Raw genomic sequence first — 24,333 nt, 5'->3', positions numbered from 1 at the left:
AACACGGGTCAATTGTGTGCCTATGTTTAGAATTTAACGTTTAGACCAAAAGTTGTAACTCGGGTAGCTGGAGTAACACCGTTACTGACTGTACCATCACTTGTTTCAGGATCGACACCGTTATACTTCGACCGGTAGCTCGAAAAGATGAATGGCTGCTGGATGCTGGCGAACAAACGAAGCGACTGCATGCGGAGTTTCGACGTAATGCTTGCTGGGAACGTGTACCCAAAGTTGATGTTCCGAACCTTCACAAACGAACCGTCGAAGTAATAGATGGCCTGATTGTATACAGGGAATTCCTGGCTTGAGTTAGGCCGTGGGAACTCGTTTGTCGGGTTGTTGGGTGTCCAGTAATCTACTTTAATTTGCTGATAACGACCAGCTAACTGGTTGTTATCCCGGTGGAAACCGCTCAGGATGGTTTGGCCAATCCGGGCATAAATAAAGAAGTTAAAGTCAAATCCTTTGTAGCTGAACCGGTTGGTGATACCACCGCTCCAGGTTGGAATATCAGAACCTAAGAACACGCGGTCGTCAGCCGTGATTTTACCATCATTATTTGTGTCCTGTACTTTAATCTGGCCAACTGCACTTTGGTAAGACTTAGCCGCATCAGCTTCGTTCGTCTGCCAGATACCGGCTTTTTTGTAGTCGAAAAACTCGGTCAGTGGTTTGCCAATGAAACGTTTGTTCCCTACATCATCAACAGGGCCATTGAAGAGCGATATGATCGATTCCGAATTCTTGGTGAACACAATGTCGGAGGTCCATTTGAAACCACTTTTTGTATTCACGTTTACGGTCGAGATACTAGCTTCTACCCCTTTGTTCTGGGTTTCGCCGATATTCCGGGTTACAGCGTTGAAACCAACGGACGTAGGTAGCAAATCCGATAATAACAGGTCGGTAGTACGGGTTTGATACAGTTCGACTGCACCCGTTACCCGGCCACGCCAGAGGCTGAAATCAACACCAACGTTTGTGGTCGTTGAGGTTTCCCACCGTAAATCAGGGTTTCCGATTGTTTCTGGACGATAGCCATAAGCTGGTGTGTTACCAAATGCATATACTGTACGGCCTAATAGTCCCTGGGTTTGATAAGGTGCTACCCCCTGGTTACCTACCGACCCCCGGCTAGCCCGCAGTTTCAGCAGATCAACCCAGGAAGAGCCTTTCAGGAAGTCCTCATTGCTGATATTCCAGCCCAGCGCAATACCAGGGAAGTTACCATACTTCGTGTTCTCACCGAATCGGCTCGATCCATCCCGACGGATGGTGGCTGTCACTAGGTATTTGTCTTTGTAGTCGTAGTTAATACGACCCATGTAGGAGTTAATCGTCCACTGAACCAGTCCGCTACCGACACCCAATACTGAGCTGGCATTACCTACATTGTAGAACTGCTGAGATTCGGCGGGAACACCCTGCACAGAAATATTATTTCCTTCAGAATTATCGCGCTGAATGGATTGGAGCGCTGTTATGCCAAAGTTATGATCGCCAACCTTCTTATTATAGGTCACTACGTTCTCCAGCGTATAGTCGAAATTGAAGGTACTAGTGAAAGAAGCCTGTGGATCGCCATATTTCCGGGCATTCGTCTGAGCGCCAATAAAGCGGCCATATCGGTTGATGGTGAAATCAGGACCAAAATTGACCCGGTATTTTAATCCCTCCAGAATGTTAACTTCCGCATAAACGCTATTGAAGATCCGGTATTTTTTACGTTCGTCAATCTGAGCGCCCGGTATTACTTCGGCCAGCGGGTTGGTAAGCAGTGCATCATTGGTTGGGAAGAAAATCAAATTTCCGTTGTCGTCGTACGGTCTGCCGAGCGGATTTTGCTGAAGCGTTGAATTGTATGGGTTCAATGTCTCTCCATTACGCAGACTGTACATCATATAGGAGGCAATTCCCACTTTAAGTGCCTTATTGATCTGGTGATCAACATTGGCGCGTAGCGAATAGCGGGTGAAATCCAGCCCAGGCATGATCCCTTTGTCCTGGAAAAAGCCAGCTGAGATATAAAACTGAGTTTTCTCATTGCCACCCTGAATACCTAGCGAGTGGTTCTGCTGGAAGCCCTGTTTCAGAATTAACGACTGCCAATCAGTATTCCGGTTTGCAGCGAGACCCGCAGCTACGTTTGGATCGCCACCCAATACAGCTACCTTAGAATCAGCATAAGCATCAGCTACACCCGTTGGTACTGGATTTCCGTTCGCGTCTTTGTAGTTGCCCGTAGTCCGATAAGCTTCCCGAACAAATTCAGCAAATTCAGAGCCGCTGAATAAGTGAATTTTATCCAGTGGATCAGTAAACCCTACATAATTATCGTAGCTGATGGTCGTTTTACCGTTTGGATTGCCGCGTTTGGTCGTAACCAGTACAACGCCGTTAGCACCTCTGGCGCCATAGATAGCTGTTGCAGTAGCATCCTTCAGAATTTCCATAGAAGCCACATCATTCGGGTTGATGTCTTCGTATTCTCTGGCGAGCGGAATTCCGTCTACTACATACAATGGATCGTTACCGGCGTTGAACGAACGGCGTCCGCGAATGCGGATCGTTGGCACAGAACCGGGTCGGCTACCTGACTGAGCTACGTCCACCCCGGCTACTCGTCCCTGCATGGCCTGACCGATATTGGTCACGGGTTGTTCGGTGATTTGCTTAGGAGTAATTGATGAGATAGCACCTGTAGTCTGGCTCTTTTTCAATGTACCATAACCAACGACGACCACTTCGTTCAGGGATCGGTTATCCGTACTCAAGGTCAGATTAACGGCTGATTTATTGCCAACGGTAACCTCTTGGGTAACAAAGCCTACTGCTGAAAATACCAGCACCGCATTGTTAGTAGGAACGCTAATTCGGTAGGTGCCCTCAGCGTCGGTGGTTGTTCCACGAGTAGTACCTTTAACGGCCACGCTTACGCCTGGCAGGCCAGTGTTGTCATCTGCCGACAGGATTTTCCCGGTTACCGTTCGCTCCTGAGCAGGATTATCCGTTGCCGGTCGGTTGGTTGGTGGCGCACTATACGCCGGTTGCCCAAGCAGCGCGAGCGCTGTCAGGCCAAGCAGAGGAAGCCACGATCTCCGTGGAGGTTGGGTAATTGTGTTTTGCATTGTAGGCTTAAGTAAGAGTTAATTATTAAAGAAAGCAGCTTAGGGTAATGATTTGTCCAAACTGGTTGGAACCTCGATCCATTCTCCCGGTTTCAGTTGGATGGGGTTATGGTGTTTGACAAGCAGGTTGATAGCACCAGATGTTAAAGCTATCGATGTAGAAGCAGACTGTTGAGTCACTCGGAATGCTGTTCCCAGTGCTTCAATTGTTAGATCGGTTGTATGAACCCGAAACAGGCGTGCCGATGTCGTATCGCTACGGTGTGTTACCGAAAAATCGGCTTCTCCTTTCAGCCAGACGGCTCGGGGTGTTTCGTCATTCCATCGCCGGGCATACCGCACTGAACTATTTGGATAAAGCGTTACCGTTGAGTTATCGGGCAAGCGAATTTGTCGGGTTTGATGAGCTGTTGTACTAATGGTTGAGATACGCTGATTAGGACCATATTGCATCCACAATGCCCAGCCAATCAGAAGCATGACACCTAACCCAGCCGCTATTGTTCGAATAAAGTACCACCAGCCAACAACAACCCGCACGTCAGGTTGCAACGTACGCAGGTCTTCCATCGTTTGGAGTGATTCCCGAATTCGACCCCACACAGATGATATTTCGTCAGTCGTTAGAGCTGGTAACATTGGCTGACTACTGGCCTGAATCAGCCTGCGAGCAGCCTCAACGGTTTCTTCACAATCTGGGTTTTGTGCCAGCCAATTTTGCCAGTACGCTTCCACCTCGTCGTCGTTGGGGTGCTGAACCCAACGCACAAACAAGTCATCAAGGGCAAGCTCCTCGACACTGTAAGCGGAATATGGCTTATGGGACACGGTGTATAGCTGTTGCGTGTAGGCCAAAGCGTCAGATATAAGGGTTTCTACTTATTGAAGGCATTATTCAGATGGGCAAAAACTCGTCTACGTCACTGAAGATGATTATGGATTATTCTTCGAATAAGCTTTATTATGTACTATTTTAGTTTGAAATAATGCCACTATAATATTCTGAAAAAAAATAGACATAAAGAATAAAATTTCTCACTTTTTTATGCAAGCGTTTCCGGGATCGTTCCCGGTCGTGAAAATTAGTAGAATTTGAAGGTTTAAAAGTAATTCATTCACTGTATTTATAAGTTAATCTATCTATGTTTATAGAAACAGTAATGTATGATATTTTGTATTATTCTAATATTTTGCTAAGGTTTATACCCTGGTTTCATCAAAGAAAATTGGCACTACTTTTTTTGAAGGCAAATAGGCTATCGGACTTAGTAAAAATTTTTAATAAAAAATCCTCCACAGAAGCAATTAAAGGCAGGGTCCTAAACTAAACTATTGGTTTCAGATACCGTTATAAGCTTTATCAACGGAATGAAACTATGCAGTTTATAGGAAATTTAACCATAGCTTATTTACTATGGCTTTCTATCCAGACGATAACAGCTCAACCTAAAGTATCGATCGATAAAACTACTCGATTGACCGATAAGTCGGTACAACAACCTATTGATTCAAGTTCAGCAACTAAGCCTAAGTCGCTCACATTTACAGCTTCGACCGATCAGCGTTTTACTTTTTTTAATGATACCCGTACAGAAGATAACCGACGCAGGCCAGTTAGTGTATATGGATTACGTGCCGGTTTTTTGTTTCCACCCAGCCACCGAAGAGCGAATTTGTCGGGTGGAAGATCGGCTAGTTTTAAGGCGGGAGTAGGGTTTTATTTTGTTAATCAACATCTGGATCAGCCTGGTTTGCTGCCCAATTCATCAGAATCGATTACGCGTCACCTTCGTATGGCTACCGTTTATTATGAGCGTTATTGGCTGCGCCGGAAAGCCTTTGAAGTGAGTATGCCTATTGAATTAGGATACGGCCATTCACGTTATGAACTGAACGATGACCTTGCTGAAAAGCATGAACTGGCCCGTGGAGTCTTTATTCCTTTGGGTGTTGGGGTATCGGCTGCCTACCAGTTTCCAACCGTACGATGGTTGCGCCCTCTACACTGGTTCGGATTAAACGTGCTGACGGGTTATCGGTTCATACTCAAAAAAGATATACCCGAGAGCCAGATTAATTACTCGGGGCTGTATCTGTCTGTAGGGCCATCCTTTTTTCTGGAGAATCTGACAGCTGACATAAAGTATTGGCGGCAGAAACGTAAACAGAAAAAGCAATCGAAATGAAGTTGTGCGCGATGGACGTATATTCGTCAGCGATCAACTATAGATGCTCGATCTATATTAACTGGAAAGTAGGCGTGTGAACAAAGAAAGATATTTGCTTGATTGAATTTTTACGCGTAAAAATTCAATCAAGCAAATATTACAGACAGCAGCCTGCAGGTTTGCCATTCAGAATGCTGAGCTCAGTCAGGCTGTTTCACCAACTGTTTCTTCCCATCGAATACTTACTCGCTGTTCAACGTCGGCATGAAGACATAAGGCAACCGGGCAGGTATGAGCAATTTTTTCCAGTCTGGCGCGCGTTTCATCATCGGGAAGAATAGCCTTACCATCCTGGCTGGCGCGAAGCAGTAGACTGATGTCAATTCGGGCGATCCGCCGTGGTGGTTGAGTAGTCATGACCTTCGTTACGTCAAGCTCGCTACCTGCCAGATCAAGATTATCACGACGTGCATTGATTGCCATGGTAGTGATAATGCACGTTCCTAATGCATTCGCGACTAAATCAGTAGGAGAGAAGGCTTCACCTAATCCCTGATTGTCAGTAGGAGCATCTGTATTGATGTGTGTACCGGATTGCAGATGTTCACAATCGGTTCGCAAACCGCCCAAATAATCGATATGAATCGTTGCCATAAAGAAATACGTATATCAGTTTGTTAATCAGGAAAGGGCCAGTAGATAAATTCCCTGGATATTGGGAGTAGTAACATTCCCTAAATTCCTATTAAAAAAATAGAGTTGGTTGTTTTAGCCTTAAACATATAAAGAATGGTGTAGTTACGCTAATTGTGATTGCCGATTTTGTGAATAAGTGTAAAAATGATTAGCTTTAATTCAGGATCTTACTGAAATGCAAACACTATACAGACTATTTGGCCTTGCGGTAGCTAGCCTGCTCTTAGCGAGTACGGTTACTTCTGCGCAAAATTCGGACGCCGAGGATGACAATTACTCTACGATAACCACCTTTGGGCTTACAACTAATACAAACTCAGGTATTATTGGCGGATTCTCCTATCGGCGGTCGAAACTATTGCCGGGGAAGCTGTTTGGTATGCCTCAGTATCGATATTTAAGTATTGAGGTTGTCAATGTAAAACACCCCAAAGAGCTTCAGTCATCGATTAATTCGATTGGTTCACGCTACATATTCGGAAAAGAAAATTATCTGTTTGTGGTGCGTCCTCAGTACGGTCGAGAAGTAAAATTATTTCAGCGGAATAGCGACGAGGGGATTGCCGTCAGCGGAATTCTGGCAGCTGGCCCATCGTTGGGAATTATTAAACCCTATTATCTTGAAGTTTCCTACGGCAATTCATCACGAACTGTTCCGGCATCGCAGGTAAATGGATTTGCGACCGCTACCGGCGAAACCGTTACGGGCGCAGGTGGTTTTTTTCAAGGCCTGGATCAGTCGAAACTGACGGTGGGATTGAACGTAAAAGCAGCTTTGAGTTTTGAATTAAGTGCATTTAGAGCCAATACCACCGGCGTTGAAATCGGTTTTCTGGCTGAAATGTTTCCGAATAAAATCGTAATTATCCCCAACCAAAGTAATACAGGAAGTCGAGAAGATGGAAATCGGAGTTTCTTCACCTCGGCGTACTTAACGCTCTTTTTTGGAAGTAAGAAATAATAGCAAAAGGCAGAGGGGTAAGGGCATAGGGTAAAAAGAAGCAAAATTTCACCCCCTGCCCTTACCCCTCTGCCTTTTGCTATTTGAACTTTACCGCCCGAAAACGAATTTTGCTGGAAAGGATTGAGGAGACATGATCGAACTACCTGTAATACCCTCCGAGCAACAACGAAAAAAACGGCCAGATTGGCTTCGTGTGAAACTTCCAATCGGGCCCGAATACGCCAAAGTCCGTAAGTTGGTTGATGAGCATAAGCTCCATACGATTTGTGAAAGTGGCAACTGCCCGAATATGGGCGAATGTTGGGGAGCTGGTACCGCTACATTTATGATTCTGGGAAATGTCTGTACGCGGAGCTGTACGTTCTGTGCAGTAGCAACCGGACGCCCGAACGAATACGATACCGATGAACCCCGACGTGTGGCTGAAGCCATTGTGTTGATGAAAGTGAAACACGCCGTTATTACCTCGGTTAATCGCGATGAACTGAAAGATCGGGGTGCCGAAATCTGGTATCAAACTGTACGGCTTATTAAGGAAGCGTCGCCAGCAACAACTATTGAAACACTGATTCCAGATACGAAAGGAAACTGGGAAGCCCTTGAGCGAATGATTTCGGCCGGTCAGGAAGTGGTTTCGCACAATATGGAAACCGTTGAACGACTGTATCGACGTGTGCGCCCACAAGCGCGTTACGAACGTAGCCTTGAGCAAATTCGTCGGACTAAAGAATATGGACAACGAACTAAATCGGGTATTATGCTCGGCTTAGGAGAAACTCACGACGAAGTATTCAAAGCAATGGATGATTTGGTTGTAAATGGACTCGACGTATTAACGCTTGGCCAGTATCTGCAACCGACGAAAATGCACCACGAAGTAATTGAGTGGATTCATCCCGAAACCTTTGCGATGTATCGTGAGGAAGGACTGAAACGCGGCTTGAAATATGTGGAATCTGGCCCACTGGTGCGTTCGAGTTACCATGCTGAAAAACACGTAAACGTGTAGGCGCCTTTATTTCGCCCAAAACAATTTAACTACCTTCGTTCGTTTAAAGAGCAGAGTCCGGACCAACGGCCCGGACTTTTTTTGTTGCATGAAAAAATACGACTTCATCATTGCGGGAGGGGGGATGGCAGGCCTAAGTCTGGCCTATTACTTGTTACAGTCGCCCTTGCGTGATCGAAGTATTTTGATTCTGGATCGCGAACCGAAGAATCGCAACGACCGAACCTGGTGTTTTTGGGAGCGTGATTCATCGAAAAAGAAGACAATTCGTTCTCGGCCTTTTGAAGGCATCCTGTTTCGTACATGGGAGTCAATTTCCTTTCACGGCACTACGTATTCCGGCCCGCTCGACATGGGAAAGTATCGATACAAGATGTTACGCGGAATAGATTTCTATACATTTATGGAAGCCGAATTGGCGAAATGGCCTAACGTCGAGCGAAAACAAGTGACGATTGAGCGGATTAAGGATACACCCCAGGGCGGCTTTATTATTGCCGACGATGAGCCATACATTGCCGATTACATTTTTGATAGTACGTTCGCGTTAAAACTCGATCAACCTGAAAATCACAACCTACTTCAGCATTTTAAGGGATGGGTAATTACGACCGAAAAACCGTGTTTCACCCCGGAAAGACCTGAAATAATGGACTTTCGGATCGATCAGAAAGGCGATTGCCGGTTTTTTTATGTATTGCCCTTCAATGAAAAAACGGCTCTGGTGGAGTTCACACTATTCAATGAAACCCTATTGCCACATGATGAATATGACACGGAACTTCGCCAGTATATTGATCGATTTCTGGATACCGGTACCTACAAAATTTGCGAAACAGAGTATGGTGTAATTCCTATGTCGGACGAACCGACGCAGGAAAACCCGTCGGATCATATTATCCGAATAGGGACAGCTGGAGGATTTACAAAAGCATCGACGGGGTACACATTCCAGCGAACACAGCGCTATTTACAGGCTATCGTTAAAAATCTGGCCGAAACGGGGAAACCGCATCGAAAAGAACCCTGGTTTAAACGTCGATTTAAACTGTATGATAGTATTTTTCTGAATGTGCTGGAAAATCGTCGGCATCCTGCCGATGATATTTTTACCCGAGTTTACACGGAAAATCCTCGTCGTGTTTTTAAGTTTTTAGATGAAGATACCCACTTTTTCGAGGAAGTGCGCCTATTTTCCACTATGCCCTTCTGGCCTTTTCTATCTGCTTTTTTCGCTGTGTTAAAACGAAAAATTGTTGGTTAATAGATAGGGTCGGATATTGTTGACTTGTTGCTTGGTTAGAAACTAATAAATTTGCGGTTCGAACCAAGCCATACGGATAGCGCAATGCCTTATCTTTTCACTTCCGAGTCTGTGTCTGAGGGACACCCCGATAAAGTCGCCGACCAAATTTCCGATGCACTCATTGATAATTTTCTAGCGTTTGATCCGTCCAGCAAAGTAGCCTGCGAAACCCTCGTTACCACGGGACAGGTTGTACTGGCTGGCGAAATCAAAACCGACACTTACTTAGACGTTCAAAAAATTACGCGTGAGGTGATCCGTAAAATTGGTTACACCAAGAGCGAATATATGTTTGAAGCAAACTCCTGCGGTATTTTCTCTGCCTTGCATGATCAGTCAGCTGACATTAATCAGGGCGTTGACCGTGAAGTTGCAAACGACGATTTTGAAACGAAAGCAAATGCACAGGGTGCTGGTGACCAGGGAATGATGTTCGGGTATGCAACCAACGAAACCGATAATTTCATGCCGTTGCCGTTGGATCTGGCCCACGCAATTCTGCGTGAAATGTCGCATATCCGCAACAACGAGCTTGATCTAATGCCGTATTTGCGCCCTGACGCGAAGTCGCAGGTGACGATTGAATATTCTGACGATCACCAGCCAATTCGGATTGATACTATTGTCGTTTCAACACAACACGACGATTTTGCCGAAGATGCAACGATGCTGGCAAAAATTAAGGAAGATATTATCAATATTGTTATTCCTCGTGTAAAAGCTGCTCAAAAAGCGGAATTACACAGCCTGTTTACCAGCGATATTACGTATTACATCAACCCAACCGGCAAATTCGTAATCGGTGGGCCACACGGCGATACAGGTTTGACGGGTCGTAAGATTATCGTTGATACGTATGGTGGAAAAGGTGCTCACGGCGGTGGGGCTTTTTCTGGCAAAGATCCTTCGAAAGTGGACCGCTCAGCTGCCTATGCGACTCGCCATATTGCCAAAAATCTGGTGGCCGCTGGTCTTTGCGATCAGGTGCTAGTTCAGGTCTCTTACGCTATCGGCGTCGCGAAACCATGTGGTTTGTATGTAAATACCTACGGTACCGCTAAAGTGGATATGCACGATGGAGATATTGCGGAGAAAGTTGGCAAAATCTTTGACATGCGTCCGTACGCGATTGAGCAACGATTGAAACTACGTAACCCGATTTATTCGGAAACAGCGGCTTACGGACACATGGGTCGTAAAAACGAGATTGTTAAGAAAACCTTCGGCTCAAACGGTAACTCAAAAGAAGTTGAAGTTGAGCTATTTACGTGGGAAAAACTTGATTTTGTCGATCAAATCAAAGCTGAATTCAGCCTGTAATCAGCCCCTATTTATTGTATAGATTGAAAGCCACCCCGTTTGGAGTGGCTTTCGCTGTTATTGGGCTAGTTAGATGGATTACAAATCATCTTCGAAGATTTCATCCTCGGCTTCAACTCGGGACTTAGCTTCTACTATTGCCGGACTGGAAATATCGTTTCGTTTCTGTTTAAAACGAACGAGTTTGTCTTTCAGAACATCCATTACCCGGTCGGTAGCGCTTTCGAAGCTTTTGTCGTGCTCCTTTACGAAAATCTCCTTTCCGGGAATCAATAGTCTGACCTCGACAATTTTTTCTTTGACTTTATTAGAGTCGGCTCCCTCTAATCTCAGAAACACTTCTCCGCTAATAATGCGATCATAAAAAGTGTCTAATTTGTTAAGCTTAGCCTGGATGAAATCGAACAGGCTCTGATCTGCCGTAAATTTAACGGCGTGCATTTGTAGTCTCATTGTGTCGCCTTTAAAGTGAATTGAATTAAGAACATCAATGGACTATCTAAGTTTGACGATCTGACCCATAAAGTCAAGCCTATCTCCAAAAGATACAAATCTGTTTCACGGTTGTATATTACCAAAATGTTAATAAGCTTATATAATAGCCATTTAGGTTGCTCCGTGGAACGGTTTAAATCAAAAATTCTTCAAAAAATCTAAATTGATTAATTAGGCAAGATGTATTTTAATAGGTTGATTCGGTCGTAAAGTAATGAGTGGCTTTGGAACGATACGTTGGTTCTTCACCGATTTAACATCAAATTCACGAACCAGCATAGCTAGTAAAATCTGCATTTCCATGAGTGCAAACTGATTCCCAATACACAGACGAGGTCCTCCGCCAAACGGTAGATAGGCATAAGAATGTAACTGCTCTTTAGGGCCACCAGGTGCAAATCTATCGGGATCAAATCGATCGGGATCAGGCCAATTTGCCGGGTCGCGGTGAAGCAGGTAAGGGGAAATAAGTGCCGAATCACCAGCCGGTATCGTATAAGGGCCAACCTGATCGGGATTGAAAGCTCGTCGACTCATGATCCAGGCAGGTGGATAAAGTCGCAACGATTCCTGAACAACCTGAAGCGTATAGGTTAACGATCGGAAAACTTCTGGTGATGGAATTAGTGTGTCGCCCAGAACCGTTTTGCTTTCATTCTGCAGTTGGGTTAAGACGTTTGGATGCTGACTGAGTAGATACATCGTCCAAGCCATTGACACCGCTGTTGTTTCGTGCCCTGCTGAAAAAAGAGTTACACATTCATCCCGAAGCTGTTTGTCAGACATACGCTCGCCCGTCAACTCATCTTCAGCATCCAGAAACATCGATAATAAATCAGTATGCTCTGTCTGCTGATTTTTCCGACGTTGCTCAATGATACCATAAATAAACGAGTCAACTTGCTCAGCCGCTCGTCGAAAGCGTTGGTTTTTAGGCGTTGGCCAGTGAATCGGAAACCGAATCGGCGATAGCATTCGGTCGTTCGCCAGATAGTTAAGCGAATCGAGCGCCGATGATAGTCCATGCAGTTTTCCGACAACATCAGAACCGAACAGCGTTTTACAGACGATTCGCATGGTTACGTCCATAAACGCCTGCGATATGTTTATAGGCTGCTGAGTGTTTTGTTGTCTTAATTCAGCGATCCATTCTGCCGTTTCGGTAACCATTGTATGACTCAGAGCGGCTAATTTCTGCCGGTGAAAAGCCGGTTGAGCCAGTCTTCGTTGACGTCGCCAGAAATCACCATCGCTGGTAAGAAGACCATTTCCCAGGAAAATTTTCAATACCTCAAACGCGGGCGAACGACCATAATTTCGGTGATTTTCCTGCAAAACATGTTTCGCATCTTCGGGCTTTAAAACCAAATATTGATGCCGACCGCCAATTCGCAGATGCACAAGTCGTTCATGGCGCTCCTGCAATGTTCGTAACGTGCTCAGTGGGTTATACAGAAAGGCGAGGGTATTGCCCAGCAGTGGCACTCCTGGATGTAGCGGAACTGAAAGCGGAGCGTCAGTAATAGTTTCCATACAAAATAGCTGTCTTGTATCTTATTCGTAAGGGCTATAAATATAAGCTGAATAGGCTTTGCGCAGGAGAGCAGAATGTGTAATATCGTAGATTCAAATCATCAACGTATGCATATTAATGGTGATGCTAAAGCAGCTAATACTTACGACGCCATTGTGATTGGCTCGGGAATTAGCGGAGGATGGGCGGCTAAGGAGCTTTGTGAGAAGGGCTTACGAACGCTCGTGCTGGAACGTGGCCGTGATGTTCGGCATATTGTTGACTACCCGACGGCTACAAAAAATCCCTGGGATTTCCCGCATCGAAATCGGATGCCCGACGCGTTTGATCTAGCTAATCCTATTGCTACTAAATGCTATGCGCTGGACGAAAGCACGCAGCAGTTTTTCGTCAAAGATGCTGAACATCCCTATATACAGGAGAAACCCTTCGACTGGATTCGTGGCTATCAGGTAGGAGGAAAGTCGCTGATTTGGGCGCGACAAACGCAACGCTGGAGTCGATATGATTTTGAAGCCAATGCTCGTGATGGAGCCGCAGTCGATTGGCCAATTCGATACGACGATTTGGCACCCTGGTATAGTCATGTTGAGAAATTCGTTGGGATTAGTGGCAACAAGGATGGTTTGGAAACGCTTCCCGATGGCGAATTTCTGAAGCCCTGGGAGTTGAACTGTGTGGAAAAACACATTCAGAAACGAGTTGCCGAAAATTACAAAGATCGCCATGTCATTATTGGCCGATGTGCTCACCTGACGGAGCCGAAACAAATTCATTTCGATCAGGGCCGGGCGCAATGTCAGGCTCGGCATTTGTGTTATCGGGGCTGTCCATATGGAGGTTATTTCAGTTCCAATTCATCGACGCTTCCCTGGGCGGCTAAAACGGGTAAGCTAACCTTGCGTCCTGATTCGGTTGTCCATTCAATTATCTATGATGAGACAAAAGGGAAAGCTACTGGTGTTCGGGTAATGGACACGCATACTAAACAGCAGACAGACTATTTTGCTCGAATTATTTTCGTCAATGCCGCGTGCCTAAATACCAACCTGATTCTGCTCAATTCCACCTCGCGTCGATTTCCGAATGGGTTAGGTAATGATAGTGGTTTGCTGGGCCGATACGTCGCTTTTCATAATTACCGAGGTAATATTGTTGCTGATTATGAAGGCTTTGCCGATGGATATTATTATGGCCGTCGTCCAACAACGGCGTTTATGCCCAACTTTCGAAACGTTCGATCTCAGGAAACGGATTTTCGGCGTGGTTATATGGTAGCATTTAGCGCAGCTCGGTCAAATTGGCATAGAGGGGCGTCCCAGACAGGTTTTGGAGCAGATTTTAAAGATAAGCTAAGTAATCCGGGAGCGTGGTCAGTATTCATGATGATGCAAGGAGAGACGATTCCGCGATATGAAAATCACGTTCGCCTAAGTACAGATCACAAAGATGACTGGGGTATTCCGCAGCTCGTTACATCGATTGACTATACTGACAATGATCTGAAAATGATGAAGGACTTTCTGGAACAGGGCGCTGAAATTCTTGAAAAATCGGGTTGTAAACACATTCGACCTTACGATGATCACCGAAATCCGGGTCTTGATATTCACGAAATGGGTGGCGTACGAATGGGTCGTGATCCGCAAACATCGTTGCTCAATGGACATAATCAACTGCATGCCGTCAAGAATGTGTTTGTAACGGATGGTGCTTCAATGACTTCTACCAGTTCACAAAATCCATCCATCACATTTATGGCGCTAACGGCACGAGCCGTCAATTTCGCAGTAACCGAGATGAAAAAAAGAAATTTATAACGTGAGTAATACGCATCAGCAAACAAAATCAGCCCTCTTTGCCCTTTGTGAATCGTATGTTCAACAGCGAATTAGCACTGCGCAAGAGGCTATGGAAGCTGCGCAGGAGGCCGCTAACTCGGAATCGAAGAGCAGTGCAGGAGACAAATACGAAACTGGTCGGGCAATGGCTCAGCTTGAGCGAGATCGTCATGCCCAACTGCTAGGCGAGGCCTTAAAAGTAGAGCGTGATCTTAAGCAGATTTCCGTTGAGAAAAGCTATGATACCGTTCAACCTGGAAGTCTGGTTACAACCAATCGAGGAATGTTTTTTATCAGCATCGGCGCTGGGAAACTGACATTTGCCGGACGAGATTATTTCGCCGTTTCGATTGCATCACCGATTGGAAACGCTTTAACAGGCCGAAAAGCGGGCGAGACTGTTACGTTCAATAAAATGATGTATCAGTTACTGGAAGTTTATTGAGAATAATCGAACGCAGAGCATAACGACCTGCGTTCGATAGCTTTTATTAAAAAACGCGCTCTCCGCCGATCCAGGTTTGGCGTACTTTTGTCTGACGAATTTGTGGATTGGGAACGGTCATAATGTCCTGATCGAGAACAACAAAGTCGGCTTGTTTACCAGGAGCGATACTGCCTCGGAGGTGATCCTCAAAACAGGCATAGGCTGCCCAGCGTGTCATTGCCAACAAGGCTGATTTTCGATCAACGGAGTTTTCCATTTGATAGCCGCCAGCTGGGAAATTTTTAGCATCCTGACGAGCTACAGCCGAATGAAACCCAAACAATGGATTAACGGCCTCTACTGGAAAATCGCTGCCAAAAGCGATCAAACTATTCTGTTTCATCAGGTCATTAAACGCATAAGCTCCTTTGACGCGAACGGGCCCTAGTCGATCACCCGCCCAGTACATATCTGATGTTGCGTGGGTTGGCTGCACTGACGGAATAATCGAATATTTCCCGAATTTCCAGACATCGTCGGGCGATACGACTTGGGCATGTTCAATCCGCCAGCGCCGGTTATTTTTTTCTTTCAGCAACTTGCCATATAAATCCAGCATCAAATGATTGGCTGAGTCGCCGATGCAGTGCGTGTTAGCTTGAAAATCAGATGCATAGAGGAGTTTTGTGACACGCTCCAATTCGGATGGGCTAAGTAATAGAAAACCACTCGTTTCGGGACGATCACTGTACGGTTGACGTAAACAGGCACCGCGCGAGCCTAGCGCTCCGTCGGCATAAAGCTTGAACGAGCGAACCGTAAGCCGATCTGTTTGAAAAGGGCCACGTTTGAGAAAATAATTCAGATTTGGCTCACCAAGACTAATCATGGCATAATCGCGGATTTTGAGTTTACCAGCCCGGTGTAAACTATCGATCAGATTGATTTCATCGGGACTGATGCCAGCGTCAGATACAGTTGTAAGCCCCAATGCCACACAAGCTTTTTCGGCGTTGAGGAGCATTCGGGCTTTGTCGGCAACATCGGGCCGGGGAATGACTCGCTTAATAAACTGCATGGCGTTATCGACCAATACGCCTGTTGGCTCACCACCTTCGAGCACTACTTCTCCACCCGCTATTGATGATCCGGCTGTAATATTCGCTAGACGAAGTGCTTTCGAGTTGACAAGCAGCGCATGGCCATCAATACGAGTTAATGCAATAGGGATGTTTGGAAAAGCCGCATCTAATTTTTCTTTGGTAGGAAATGTTTTTTCGGGCCAGTCGTTCTGATCCCAGCCACGACCTGTAAGCCACAATGCGTTCGGATGTGCCTGATAGAATGTCTTGAGTCGTTCGATGACTTCATCGTACGACTCCGCACCTACTAAATCGGCCTGATCTAGTACCTGGCCCAGACCTAAAAAATGGGAATGAGGATCGTAAAATCCTGGGTAAACCGGTTGCCCATCCAGATCGACCTTGGTGGCCGCTTCATATTTATCACTGAGTTCCTGACTTTTTCCTACAGCTAGGAATTTTCCATCTTTTACAACGAATGCATCGGCCATGGAAAAGCTTGAATCGGCAGTGTAAATCTGGGCGTTTGTAACAAGCAGATCTGCTTTTTCCTTGAATGAGCATCCTGATAATAGGAGTGATAGAGTAGAAAATAGTAGAAAAAGGTGTTTCATAGTGGTTGGCAAGAAAAAGAAAGTATGCAAGATAAACGAAAGGTGAATAAGCTGACGGGCCAATTGCAGATTCTCTTACTTTTGTCCTACTGTAGCGATCAACCTCAAATCAATGAAACTCAGCAGTTGCCTTCTTTTTGTGTGCCTGCCAATTCTGGCTTTATCTCAACAAACTCCCAATGCTATTCAACGTGCTCAGCAGCGGACTTTCACAATGGCTAATTTACCCCAGCCTGGTGAACTTCTAACCTTAAATCAGGCTATCTCGCAGGCTGTTGAAAAGAATTACCAAATTCATATTAACAAGTCGTTACAAGAGATTGCGCAAAACAATTATAGCAAAGGAAATGCTGGCTATTTACCTTCATTAACCTTCAACGGCAACTCAAACGGAAGTTTACAAAGCTTCCGGCAAACATTCATTGATAATATTCGACCTCCTCAGGAAGCAAAAGGTATTTTTAACCGTACCTCCAATCTGGGTATCAATTTGAATTACACGGTCTTTAATGGGTATGCCCGCCGAACACTTTATTCGCAACTTCAGCAGTTACTTCAAATAAGTACTGTTAATACGCGGGCAAACGTAGAAGCTACGGTTGCCAGTATAACAACCAGTTACTATGACGTCGTACGCCAATTGCGTCGATTGATTGCTTTTAGTCAGGCACTCGATATTTCGCGAGAACGTCTTGAACTCGCCCGGGCAAACTACGAAGTCGGGACCCGATCGAAAGTAGATTTTTTGAGCGCACAAGTTGATTATAATACGGATAGTGCTGCTCTGCTATCACAGGAACAGGCTTTGCGAAATGCGAAAATTATTCTGAATACCTTGCTCATTCGTGATCCACAGACCGAGTTTTCGGTTCGCGACACCATTATTGCTCGTCCTGGACTCCAATTGCCTATTCTACAGCAATCACTGACGTCTAACAACCCTTTATTAGCAGCTGCTGTGTTAAATCGTTCGTTTGTTGACTTAAATATCCAGTTAGCAAATGCTCAGCAATTGCCATTGGTAACCGCCCAAACGGGCTATAACTATCAGTTTCAGGATAACCAGGGCGGTTTTGGGGTGGCAACAGGTCGCACTAGCGCGATTACTTACAACGTAGTGGCCGCTATCCCCATTTTTAATGGATATAACCTGAAACGCCAGATTCAAAATGCGAAGGTCAATTCCATTATTGCTCAGGATCAGGAGTCTAATCAGCGATTACAACTTTCAGCGGCACTGAATCAAACCTATCAGGCTTATCAGAATAGTCTGAACATCCTGAATCTGGAAGTATTGAATAATCAATTAGCGAATCAAAACGTCGAAATTGCTTACGATCGCTATCGAATCGGTAATTCGACGTTCGTTGAATTTCGGGATGTACAACGAACGTCTGTCGATGCGCAAACTCGCCTGATCGAAGCCGAATATACCGCCAAAGCCGCTGAAATAGAACTACTTCGTCTAAGTAGCACAATCACTCAGGAAATGGGTTTATAGGCCATTCCGGATTATCGATAAACAGTTGAGTTGCTGTTGGAGTTATTTCTCAGTTACTCAACTGTTTATCGATAATTTATTACAGACATGCCCTGGACAAAGAATGATTATCCTGTTTCGTTGAAAAACTTTATGGCTCCTGTTCGCAGCAAAGCCGTTGACATTGCAAATGCCCTGTTGGCTGAAGGATACGAAGAAGAACGCGCCATTGCTATCGGCACATCCAAAGCGGAGGAATGGGCCTCAAATCGAGGTATGAAAATTCGTAAAAGCAACGCCCCCGCCCCTAAAAATTAATAGTTACTTACAGGATTTACCCTCTCACTATTTCTGGCTGATTATATGAAAGATCCGGTTGAACCCTTCGACTGGGAGCGTATCCTGTTGGACGAATTTCCCTGGCAATATTTGGGTGAAGTTGCTTTTCGCACCTTCTCTATGTTCCTGATTCTGCTCATTGCACTCAGGCTTTCAGGAAAACGACAAATTAAGCAATTGTCTGTTTTTGAGCTGGTTTTGGTGATTGGATTAGGCTCAGCCGCTGGCGATCCTATGTTTTATGAAGATGTTCCATTAGCCTCGGTATTAGTCGTATTCATTGTCATGATTGTCAGTTACAAACTAACGACTTTATTATCAGACAAAAATCATCTTGTGCGGAGAGCACTGGAAGGCAAACCAGTTTATGTGATTGAAAATGGCTCTATCCTGATCAATAATTTTAAGGATGAAGATCTTACCAAGGATGAATTATTCACGGCCCTCCGACTAGAAGGAATCAAACATTTAGGTGAGGTATCCGTAGCTATCCGTGAGCCAACTGGCGAGCTCAGTGTTTTTCCTTATAAATCGGCTGATAAACGGGCTGGATTACCCATTTTACCGAATGCACTGAAAACGGCAACCAAATTGATCAAGCAGCCTGGATCATACGCTTGTTGCGTTTGCGGAAACGTACAGAAATTAACGGCTACTGATACTCCTATCTGTTCAAACTGCCAAAATGACCAATGGGTCAAGGCAGAACAGTAAGACTAATTAGCCGATTTTTTTGTGCCGTTTTTGATCTGATCTTCCAGAAATTTCAATAATAATTTTTCAATTCCATCAAGGCCATACGGACTCGTTTGACGGAATCTGGCTTTTTGGGCGATATAAGGAGACAAATCCTGACACTCATACGCTTCTAGAATTTGCGGATGTACGTAATGTTTTCGGCAAACGGTACGTGTATTGCCTAATTGATGGGCTACTTCATCCAGTACGGTATTCACATTTTTCTTCAATTCTTTTTCGGTAGTACAAGGCTCCAGTTCGGCTAACAATCGTAGCGCGTTGACCGTACCTGCCCAGGTTCGAAAATCTTTCGCTGAAAAATCGTCGCCCATTGTTTCGTGCAAGTAGTCATTAACCATTCCTGAGTCAATCGGGTGACGTTCTCCATTCTGGTCCAGGTATTGAAACAACTCTTTACCCGGAAGCTCGCGACAGGCTTTTACCAATCGAGCCAGCCGTCGGTCGTGCAGCGTAATATCATGATAAATACCTTTCTTGCCTTTAAAACTGAACCGGACTTCGCTGCCTTCCAGCTTTACGTGTCGATTCTTGAGAGTTGTCAGGCCATATGAACCATATTCTTTTTCGTAAGCCGCATTTCCTACCCGGATCAACGTTTGCTCCATAACACTGAGAGCGATGGCAATGACTTTATCTCTTGATAAAGAGGTTGTTTTAAGGTCTTTGGCAATTCTTTCCCGCAGCAAGGGTAAAGTTTTCCCAAAGGCCAGCATCCGATAAAATTTCGTTTCGCTACGGATGGCATTCCACTTAGGATGATACCGATATTGTTTCCGATGTTTAGAATCGAGGCCTGTAGCCTGTAAATGCCCATTCACTTTCGGGCTAATCCAGACGTTTTCCCAGGCGGGGGGTAAGGCCAAGCTTCGGATACGGTTCAGTGTTTCGTTATCGTCTACTTTGTTACCCTTGGTATCAGTATAAACAAATTGCTGATTGGCGCGCTGGCGATGAATGCCAGGCATAGTGTCGCTCATATAAATAAGTCGGGCAGACTGAGCGATCTGTATAGGATCGTGGGTTATTTCCAATAAATTCACGTTCGTTGAGTAAAGCGTTTATACGCCGAGAAAGCGTCTTTGGTCGTTCAATAACCCTACCAATGAGGGATGCTCTGCTCTAACTGCTTAATAAATCATTTAGTTAAAATAATTTAACGAATAGTTTAATCTCTTTGTGGGCCAACGCGCCAATCGGAAGCTTTCCCGAAGAACCACAAGGCTAGTGTGGTAGCATAATGGTAAAAATCGGTTGGATGAATCAGGCTGCTGAATGCATCCGCTTTGGTGGCCAGCCCCATTGCCATAGCCGCCATAACTACCCATAACCCGCGTTTATTTCGCTGAAGCAGTGAAAACACAGCAAGTAACATTAACACTAGAATACCCATTGAAGGCACGATAGGTGTAAAAACCTCGGCGTTGGGCATCAATAAACTAATAAATAGAAATAGCCCAAAAATTAGCGTCGCTACAAACGTGAGCCAGGATATAGTTTGCTGATTCAGAAGCGCATAGACAGCCGTTACGGCGCATACAACTCCCAGAGTATCAGACAAAACGATCATGGAGTGATGCAGCGGCTCAAGGGATTCATTGCCAGTGAACTGAATAACACCAGTTAGGGCGGCTAACGAAGTTGTTAACAGAAAGAACCCCCATAACAGTCGGTTGAATAGAGAAATCCGTCCAAAAAAGTGCCAGAATACTCCAACGCCTGCCCCGGCCAGAATAGAACCAGAAAGGATGTGCGAAAAAATCATCACGTAATTTACGAAGTTTCGGCTACTTTTGCCCAACTTTTTAGAAGATGTGAGACGATAAGACAATCGAAGAAAGATGAATGATGTTCTGAAAATCTTTCTACTGTTATTTCGTCGTCTTTCCTCTAGTTAACCGTATCGCCAACGATTTCTAAAACCTATCATGTCTGTTTTAGTCAACAAAGATTCTAAAGTAATTGTCCAGGGGTTTACTGGCTCGGAAGGCAGTTTTCATGCCCAGCAGATGATCGAATATGGTACCAACGTGGTTGGGGGCGTAACACCTGGTAAAGGTGGCCAAACTCACCTGGATCGGCCCGTATTTAATACCGTTCAGGAGGCTGTTGATAAAGCAGGTGCCAATGTGTCGATCATATTTGTGCCGCCCGCTTTTGCTGCTGATGCTATCATGGAAGCCGCCGAGGCTAGTATCAAGGTAATCATCTGCATTACCGAAGGTATTCCGACAGAAGATATGGTTGCGGTGAAAAATTATCTGGCTGATAAAGATGTGCGTCTGATCGGACCAAACTGTCCTGGGGTTATGACGGCCGAAGAATGTAAGGTAGGTATCATGCCAGGTTTCATTTTCAAGAAAGGAACAATCGGCATTGTGTCTAAATCCGGTACGCTAACCTATGAAGCGGTTGATCAATTAACGAAAGCCGGCTTAGGACAATCGACAGCTATTGGTATCGGTGGTGATCCTATTATCGGAACTACAACTAAGCAGGCTGTTGAATTGCTGATGAATGATCCTGATACAGAGGCAATTGTTATGATCGGCGAGATTGGCGGTGGCATGGAAGCCGAGGCCGCTCGCTGGATTAAAGCGGATGGTAATCGTAAACCCGTCGTTGGATTCATCGCCGGACAAACAGCGCCAAAAGGCCGTCGGATGGGTCACGCAGGGGCTATTGTTGGCGGAGCTGATGATACAGCTGCTGCTAAAATGGCTATTATGCGGGAGTGCGGTATTCACGTTGTTGAATCCCCTGCCAACATTGGTGACACAATGTTAAAAGCACTTGGGAAATAAAAGAGTACGGGAGCTTACTAAAGAGCGGAAGAGTGAAAGAGCGAATCGGAGCGCCGAATCGGAGCGAAGTGACAAAAGGATACAGCGATACCAGAATCTTATCAGTGTGCCCTCACTCTTTCGCTCTTTCATTCCGATTCGGCGCTCCGATTCGCTCTTTATTAAGTTCTCTCGCTTTTTTACTCTTTTTTATTTCTTCCGCTTCTGCTCAATCGTCCCGTAATATAGGAGTCGGACCAGGCGGACAGTATTATCCGGTACACAGCTTTCAGGAAGATTTTCAGGTGTACGATGAGGGAGCAAAAGCCTACGTGCCCTACATCGTTGAACAACACGCTGCTCAAACAGCATTAAGTGCATACATTGATCTCGAAAGTAATCGACGCTACAGTTTAATTGTATCGACTCAACAAGACGGTTATCTTTTTATTAATGCAGCCCTGAAGCGAAAGTTACGCGCTGGTCAATGGCAGGTTCTCAACATAGATAGCCTATATCGAGTCTATCGGCAGCCCGAAATTTTCCTGACTATCTATGGTGCTCCCGGCATTGAAGATAAGCAACTCTATATCGGTTATCCCAAATCCGCGACTCAGAAACCGGTTGTTCTACGTGACGATAATCTGAGCGTTCGCCCCCGAATCCGGACCGCCTACGATAACTTTTTAGGACTTGGTTTGCTATTTCTAGTAGCGTCTCATGCCTTTTTGTTTACGTTCTCGCACCGGGCTTTCTTACGATTTTATAGTCTGCGTGATCTTGTTTCGCTCCGAGCGCCAGAAGAATCATTTCTGATTAATCGCCCACTTAGTGGCACGAACCTGCTTTTTGTACTCAACCTTAGTTTTGTCATTGCTTATCTGGTAGTTTTTGCGCAAAGCCGTAATCTGGATGTATTTGCGTCACGGGCATTACTATTAGGCGAACAGCAATTTGGTTGGCAAGTCGGCCAATTTTTTCTGTTGAGTATTGTGGCTTTCCTAAGCCTGATGGGTAAATATGTTTCTCTGGAGATTATGGGAGGACTCTATAAACTGGATAAAGTAGTGAATGTCCACTACTTTAAAGTTTTACAATCCTCTTTGCTGTTTTTCGCCCTATTAACGCTCCTGCTGGTTGGCATTGCGTATAATACCTCCGCACTAGTATGGTCGCAAAATGCATTGTTGCTACCGCTGATCGTGTTTTATGTGGGGCGGCTGGCTTTGTTATACTTCGTGATTCGGAGTCTTGAACCTATCAAGAATCTTTATTTATTTTCGTACCTTTGTATCGTTGAATTGATCCCCCTCATCATCGGATTGCGTTTTGCCCTTTGATGAGAAGTTTATAGTTTTTCATTAATAGTTCCTAGTTAATCGATTCTCGAATGAGAAAGTGTTTAACGATAAACTCAAAACTATAAACTAAACCTGACTATTGACCCCGCGTAGAGATTCAATGAACGAGACCAGTATACAATCCACAGAAACCCGGCTCGCGAAAGTAAACCGGATGTTAGTGACCCAATCCCGACCCGCCGACGAAAAATCTCCGTATTTTGATTTAGCCACCAAATACAATATTCAGGTCGATTTCCGGCCGTTTATTCAGATTCAGGGAGAATCTTTTAAGGATTTCCGCCGTCAGAAAATTAATATTCTAGCTCATACAGCTATTATTTTCACAAGTCGGAATGCGATCGATCATTTCTTTCGGATTTGTCAGGAAGGGCGAATCGAGGTTCCGGCCGATATGAAATACTTCTGTATTTCGGAGCAAACGGCTAACTACCTGCAGAAATACATCGTTATTCGGAAGCGTAAAATCTTTAATGGAACCAAAACCGCTACCGAATTATTCGATCTGATCAAGAAACATAAAAACGAAAAGTTTCTTTTTCCTTGCTCGAATATTCGGCGTAACGACATTCCAGAGTTCATGGATACCAGCGGACTGCATTTCACGGAAGCGGTAATGTACGATACTGTGCCCACCGATCTATCGGATCTGGATATCAAAAGCTACGACATCATTGCGTTTTTTAGCCCATCGGGGGTTAGCTCGCTACTGAGCAACTTCCCTGAATTTAATCAGAATGGAACGCGATTGGCCGCTTTTGGACCAACTACAGCGAAGGCAATTACAGAAGCCGGACTGACCCTTGATATTGAAGCACCATTACCGAATGCTCCTTCCATGACAGGTGCGTTGGACCTGTATTTAAAGAAGGCCAACAATTAAAATTAATTGCGGTTGTACAAAACAAAATGCCGGAATCGGGTAGTCGCCTAATTTCCGGCATTTAGGCTTTACTAATAGGCCAATAATTTGGTATTACACACGTTTACATGTAAACTGTGGTGTTTTTCCCAGGGTCCCAAAAGG

At 45.0% G+C, this 24,333-nt stretch carries 21 protein-coding genes; 13 read left to right on the top strand and 8 right to left on the bottom strand.

Annotated features, from left to right (window positions below):
- Positions 1–26 precede the first annotated feature (26 nt).
- Both ACYVE4_RS15205 and ACYVE4_RS15200 read right to left on the bottom strand, forming a co-directional pair.
- Complete coding sequence (locus ACYVE4_RS15205; RefSeq protein ID WP_461041008.1) at positions 27–3,131, bottom strand: SusC/RagA family TonB-linked outer membrane protein; 3,105 nt, start codon at positions 3,129–3,131, stop codon at positions 27–29.
- 39 nt (positions 3,132–3,170) lie between these two features.
- Positions 3,171–3,959: a FecR family protein gene (locus ACYVE4_RS15200; RefSeq protein ID WP_461041007.1), complete on the bottom strand. Its 789-nt coding sequence runs from the start codon at positions 3,957–3,959 to the stop codon at positions 3,171–3,173.
- 548 nt (positions 3,960–4,507) lie between these two features.
- Here ACYVE4_RS15200 and ACYVE4_RS15195 point away from each other — a divergent pair.
- Positions 4,508–5,317, top strand: a complete 810-nt coding sequence (locus ACYVE4_RS15195) for a hypothetical protein (protein ID WP_461041006.1) — start codon at positions 4,508–4,510, stop codon at positions 5,315–5,317.
- A 186-nt stretch (positions 5,318–5,503) separates the two neighbouring features.
- Here the strand turns inward: ACYVE4_RS15195 and ACYVE4_RS15190 are convergent, their stop codons facing one another.
- Positions 5,504–5,953 (bottom strand): OsmC family protein, encoded by a 450-nt coding sequence (locus tag ACYVE4_RS15190; protein WP_461041005.1) that lies wholly within the window; start codon positions 5,951–5,953, stop codon positions 5,504–5,506.
- Positions 5,954–6,170: 217 nt separating this feature from the next.
- Here ACYVE4_RS15190 and ACYVE4_RS15185 point away from each other — a divergent pair, with 217 nt between their 5' ends.
- The 4 genes from ACYVE4_RS15185 (at position 6,171) to metK (ending at position 10,594) form a co-directional block, all read left to right on the top strand.
- Positions 6,171–6,956 carry a hypothetical protein gene (locus ACYVE4_RS15185; protein WP_461041004.1) on the top strand — a complete coding sequence of 262 codons (786 nt, stop codon included), beginning with the start codon at positions 6,171–6,173 and terminating at the stop codon, positions 6,954–6,956.
- Positions 6,957–7,089: 133 nt separating this feature from the next.
- On the top strand, positions 7,090–7,968 hold the full coding sequence (gene lipA / locus ACYVE4_RS15180) for a lipoyl synthase (protein WP_461041003.1): 879 nt from the start codon (positions 7,090–7,092) through the stop codon (positions 7,966–7,968).
- An 88-nt stretch (positions 7,969–8,056) separates the two neighbouring features.
- Positions 8,057–9,232 carry a lycopene cyclase family protein gene (locus ACYVE4_RS15175; protein WP_461041002.1) on the top strand — a complete coding sequence of 392 codons (1,176 nt, stop codon included), beginning with the start codon at positions 8,057–8,059 and terminating at the stop codon, positions 9,230–9,232.
- Between the two features lie 84 nt (positions 9,233–9,316).
- Entirely contained in the window at positions 9,317–10,594 is a 1,278-nt protein-coding gene (metK, locus tag ACYVE4_RS15170; RefSeq protein WP_461041001.1) for a methionine adenosyltransferase, read from the top strand.
- 78 nt (positions 10,595–10,672) lie between these two features.
- On the opposite strand, the gene ACYVE4_RS15165 is transcribed toward metK, so the two are convergent.
- Together ACYVE4_RS15165 and ACYVE4_RS15160 are read right to left on the bottom strand one after the other, a co-directional pair.
- Positions 10,673–11,047, bottom strand: coding sequence for an HPF/RaiA family ribosome-associated protein (locus ACYVE4_RS15165; RefSeq protein WP_461041000.1), 375 nt, complete (start codon positions 11,045–11,047; stop codon positions 10,673–10,675).
- Between the two features lie 213 nt (positions 11,048–11,260).
- Complete coding sequence (locus ACYVE4_RS15160; RefSeq protein WP_461040999.1) at positions 11,261–12,622, bottom strand: cytochrome P450; 1,362 nt, start codon at positions 12,620–12,622, stop codon at positions 11,261–11,263.
- A 108-nt stretch (positions 12,623–12,730) separates the two neighbouring features.
- Between ACYVE4_RS15160 and ACYVE4_RS15155 the strand changes: the two genes are divergently transcribed.
- Positions 12,731–14,443 carry a GMC oxidoreductase gene (locus ACYVE4_RS15155; protein WP_461040998.1) on the top strand — a complete coding sequence of 571 codons (1,713 nt, stop codon included), beginning with the start codon at positions 12,731–12,733 and terminating at the stop codon, positions 14,441–14,443.
- 1 nt (position 14,444) lies between these two features.
- A complete protein-coding gene (locus tag ACYVE4_RS15150; protein WP_461040997.1) occupies positions 14,445–14,909 on the top strand; it encodes a 3-oxoacyl-ACP synthase in 465 nt (154 codons plus the stop codon).
- A gap of 46 nt (positions 14,910–14,955) precedes the next feature.
- Here the strand turns inward: ACYVE4_RS15150 and ACYVE4_RS15145 are convergent, their stop codons facing one another.
- Positions 14,956–16,587 carry an amidohydrolase gene (locus ACYVE4_RS15145; protein ID WP_461040996.1) on the bottom strand — a complete coding sequence of 544 codons (1,632 nt, stop codon included), beginning with the start codon at positions 16,585–16,587 and terminating at the stop codon, positions 14,956–14,958.
- Positions 16,588–16,699: 112 nt separating this feature from the next.
- Here ACYVE4_RS15145 and ACYVE4_RS15140 point away from each other — a divergent pair, with 112 nt between their 5' ends.
- The 3 genes from ACYVE4_RS15140 (at position 16,700) to ACYVE4_RS15130 (ending at position 19,120) form a co-directional block, all read left to right on the top strand.
- On the top strand, positions 16,700–18,088 hold the full coding sequence (locus ACYVE4_RS15140) for a TolC family protein (protein ID WP_461040995.1): 1,389 nt from the start codon (positions 16,700–16,702) through the stop codon (positions 18,086–18,088).
- A gap of 87 nt (positions 18,089–18,175) precedes the next feature.
- Positions 18,176–18,385 (top strand): DUF2188 domain-containing protein, encoded by a 210-nt coding sequence (locus tag ACYVE4_RS15135; protein WP_461040994.1) that lies wholly within the window; start codon positions 18,176–18,178, stop codon positions 18,383–18,385.
- Between the two features lie 45 nt (positions 18,386–18,430).
- Positions 18,431–19,120 carry a DUF421 domain-containing protein gene (locus tag ACYVE4_RS15130; protein ID WP_461040993.1) on the top strand — a complete coding sequence of 230 codons (690 nt, stop codon included), beginning with the start codon at positions 18,431–18,433 and terminating at the stop codon, positions 19,118–19,120.
- 2 nt (positions 19,121–19,122) lie between these two features.
- On the opposite strand, the gene ACYVE4_RS15125 is transcribed toward ACYVE4_RS15130, so the two are convergent.
- Together ACYVE4_RS15125 and ACYVE4_RS15120 are read right to left on the bottom strand one after the other, a co-directional pair.
- Positions 19,123–20,205, bottom strand: coding sequence for a DNA topoisomerase IB (locus tag ACYVE4_RS15125; protein ID WP_461040992.1), 1,083 nt, complete (start codon positions 20,203–20,205; stop codon positions 19,123–19,125).
- A 125-nt stretch (positions 20,206–20,330) separates the two neighbouring features.
- Positions 20,331–20,927: a DUF6962 family protein gene (locus ACYVE4_RS15120; RefSeq protein ID WP_461040991.1), complete on the bottom strand. Its 597-nt coding sequence runs from the start codon at positions 20,925–20,927 to the stop codon at positions 20,331–20,333.
- A 163-nt stretch (positions 20,928–21,090) separates the two neighbouring features.
- On the opposite strand from ACYVE4_RS15120, the gene sucD reads away from it, so the two are divergent.
- The 3 genes from sucD to ACYVE4_RS15105 all read left to right on the top strand — a co-directional run bounded on the left by sucD (position 21,091) and on the right by ACYVE4_RS15105 (position 24,189).
- On the top strand, positions 21,091–21,966 hold the full coding sequence (sucD, locus tag ACYVE4_RS15115) for a succinate--CoA ligase subunit alpha (RefSeq protein ID WP_461040990.1): 876 nt from the start codon (positions 21,091–21,093) through the stop codon (positions 21,964–21,966).
- 32 nt (positions 21,967–21,998) lie between these two features.
- Positions 21,999–23,285 carry a DUF4271 domain-containing protein gene (locus ACYVE4_RS15110; RefSeq protein WP_461040989.1) on the top strand — a complete coding sequence of 429 codons (1,287 nt, stop codon included), beginning with the start codon at positions 21,999–22,001 and terminating at the stop codon, positions 23,283–23,285.
- A 121-nt stretch (positions 23,286–23,406) separates the two neighbouring features.
- Positions 23,407–24,189 carry a uroporphyrinogen-III synthase gene (locus ACYVE4_RS15105; protein WP_461040988.1) on the top strand — a complete coding sequence of 261 codons (783 nt, stop codon included), beginning with the start codon at positions 23,407–23,409 and terminating at the stop codon, positions 24,187–24,189.
- Positions 24,190–24,333: the final 144 nt, after the last annotated feature.

This window comes from Spirosoma harenae (genome assembly GCF_054776975.1).
The sequence above is the reverse complement of the archived record's forward strand: the minus strand, read 5'-3'. Positions and strand labels throughout refer to the sequence as shown.

Excerpts from the sequence above, each read along its gene's own strand:
- ACYVE4_RS15155 (WP_461040998.1), top strand. The coding sequence starts at position 12,731 with ATGCATATTAATGGTGATGCTAAAGCAGCTAATACTTACGACGCCATT.
- metK (WP_461041001.1), top strand. The coding sequence starts at position 9,317 with ATGCCTTATCTTTTCACTTCCGAGTCTGTGTCTGAGGGACACCCCGAT.
- ACYVE4_RS15190 (WP_461041005.1), bottom strand. The coding sequence starts at position 5,953 with ATGGCAACGATTCATATCGATTATTTGGGCGGTTTGCGAACCGATTGT.
- sucD (WP_461040990.1), top strand. The coding sequence starts at position 21,091 with ATGTCTGTTTTAGTCAACAAAGATTCTAAAGTAATTGTCCAGGGGTTT.
- ACYVE4_RS15105 (WP_461040988.1), top strand. The coding sequence starts at position 23,407 with ATGAACGAGACCAGTATACAATCCACAGAAACCCGGCTCGCGAAAGTA.
- ACYVE4_RS15195 (WP_461041006.1), top strand. The coding sequence starts at position 4,508 with ATGCAGTTTATAGGAAATTTAACCATAGCTTATTTACTATGGCTTTCT.
- ACYVE4_RS15135 (WP_461040994.1), top strand. The coding sequence starts at position 18,176 with ATGCCCTGGACAAAGAATGATTATCCTGTTTCGTTGAAAAACTTTATG.
- ACYVE4_RS15165 (WP_461041000.1), bottom strand. The coding sequence starts at position 11,047 with ATGAGACTACAAATGCACGCCGTTAAATTTACGGCAGATCAGAGCCTG.
- ACYVE4_RS15160 (WP_461040999.1), bottom strand. The coding sequence starts at position 12,622 with ATGGAAACTATTACTGACGCTCCGCTTTCAGTTCCGCTACATCCAGGA.
- lipA (WP_461041003.1), top strand. The coding sequence starts at position 7,090 with ATGATCGAACTACCTGTAATACCCTCCGAGCAACAACGAAAAAAACGG.
- ACYVE4_RS15130 (WP_461040993.1), top strand. The coding sequence starts at position 18,431 with ATGAAAGATCCGGTTGAACCCTTCGACTGGGAGCGTATCCTGTTGGAC.
- ACYVE4_RS15120 (WP_461040991.1), bottom strand. The coding sequence starts at position 20,927 with ATGATTTTTTCGCACATCCTTTCTGGTTCTATTCTGGCCGGGGCAGGC.
- ACYVE4_RS15140 (WP_461040995.1), top strand. The coding sequence starts at position 16,700 with ATGAAACTCAGCAGTTGCCTTCTTTTTGTGTGCCTGCCAATTCTGGCT.
- ACYVE4_RS15145 (WP_461040996.1), bottom strand. The coding sequence starts at position 16,587 with ATGAAACACCTTTTTCTACTATTTTCTACTCTATCACTCCTATTATCA.
- ACYVE4_RS15205 (WP_461041008.1), bottom strand. The coding sequence starts at position 3,131 with ATGCAAAACACAATTACCCAACCTCCACGGAGATCGTGGCTTCCTCTG.
- ACYVE4_RS15175 (WP_461041002.1), top strand. The coding sequence starts at position 8,057 with ATGAAAAAATACGACTTCATCATTGCGGGAGGGGGGATGGCAGGCCTA.
- ACYVE4_RS15185 (WP_461041004.1), top strand. The coding sequence starts at position 6,171 with ATGCAAACACTATACAGACTATTTGGCCTTGCGGTAGCTAGCCTGCTC.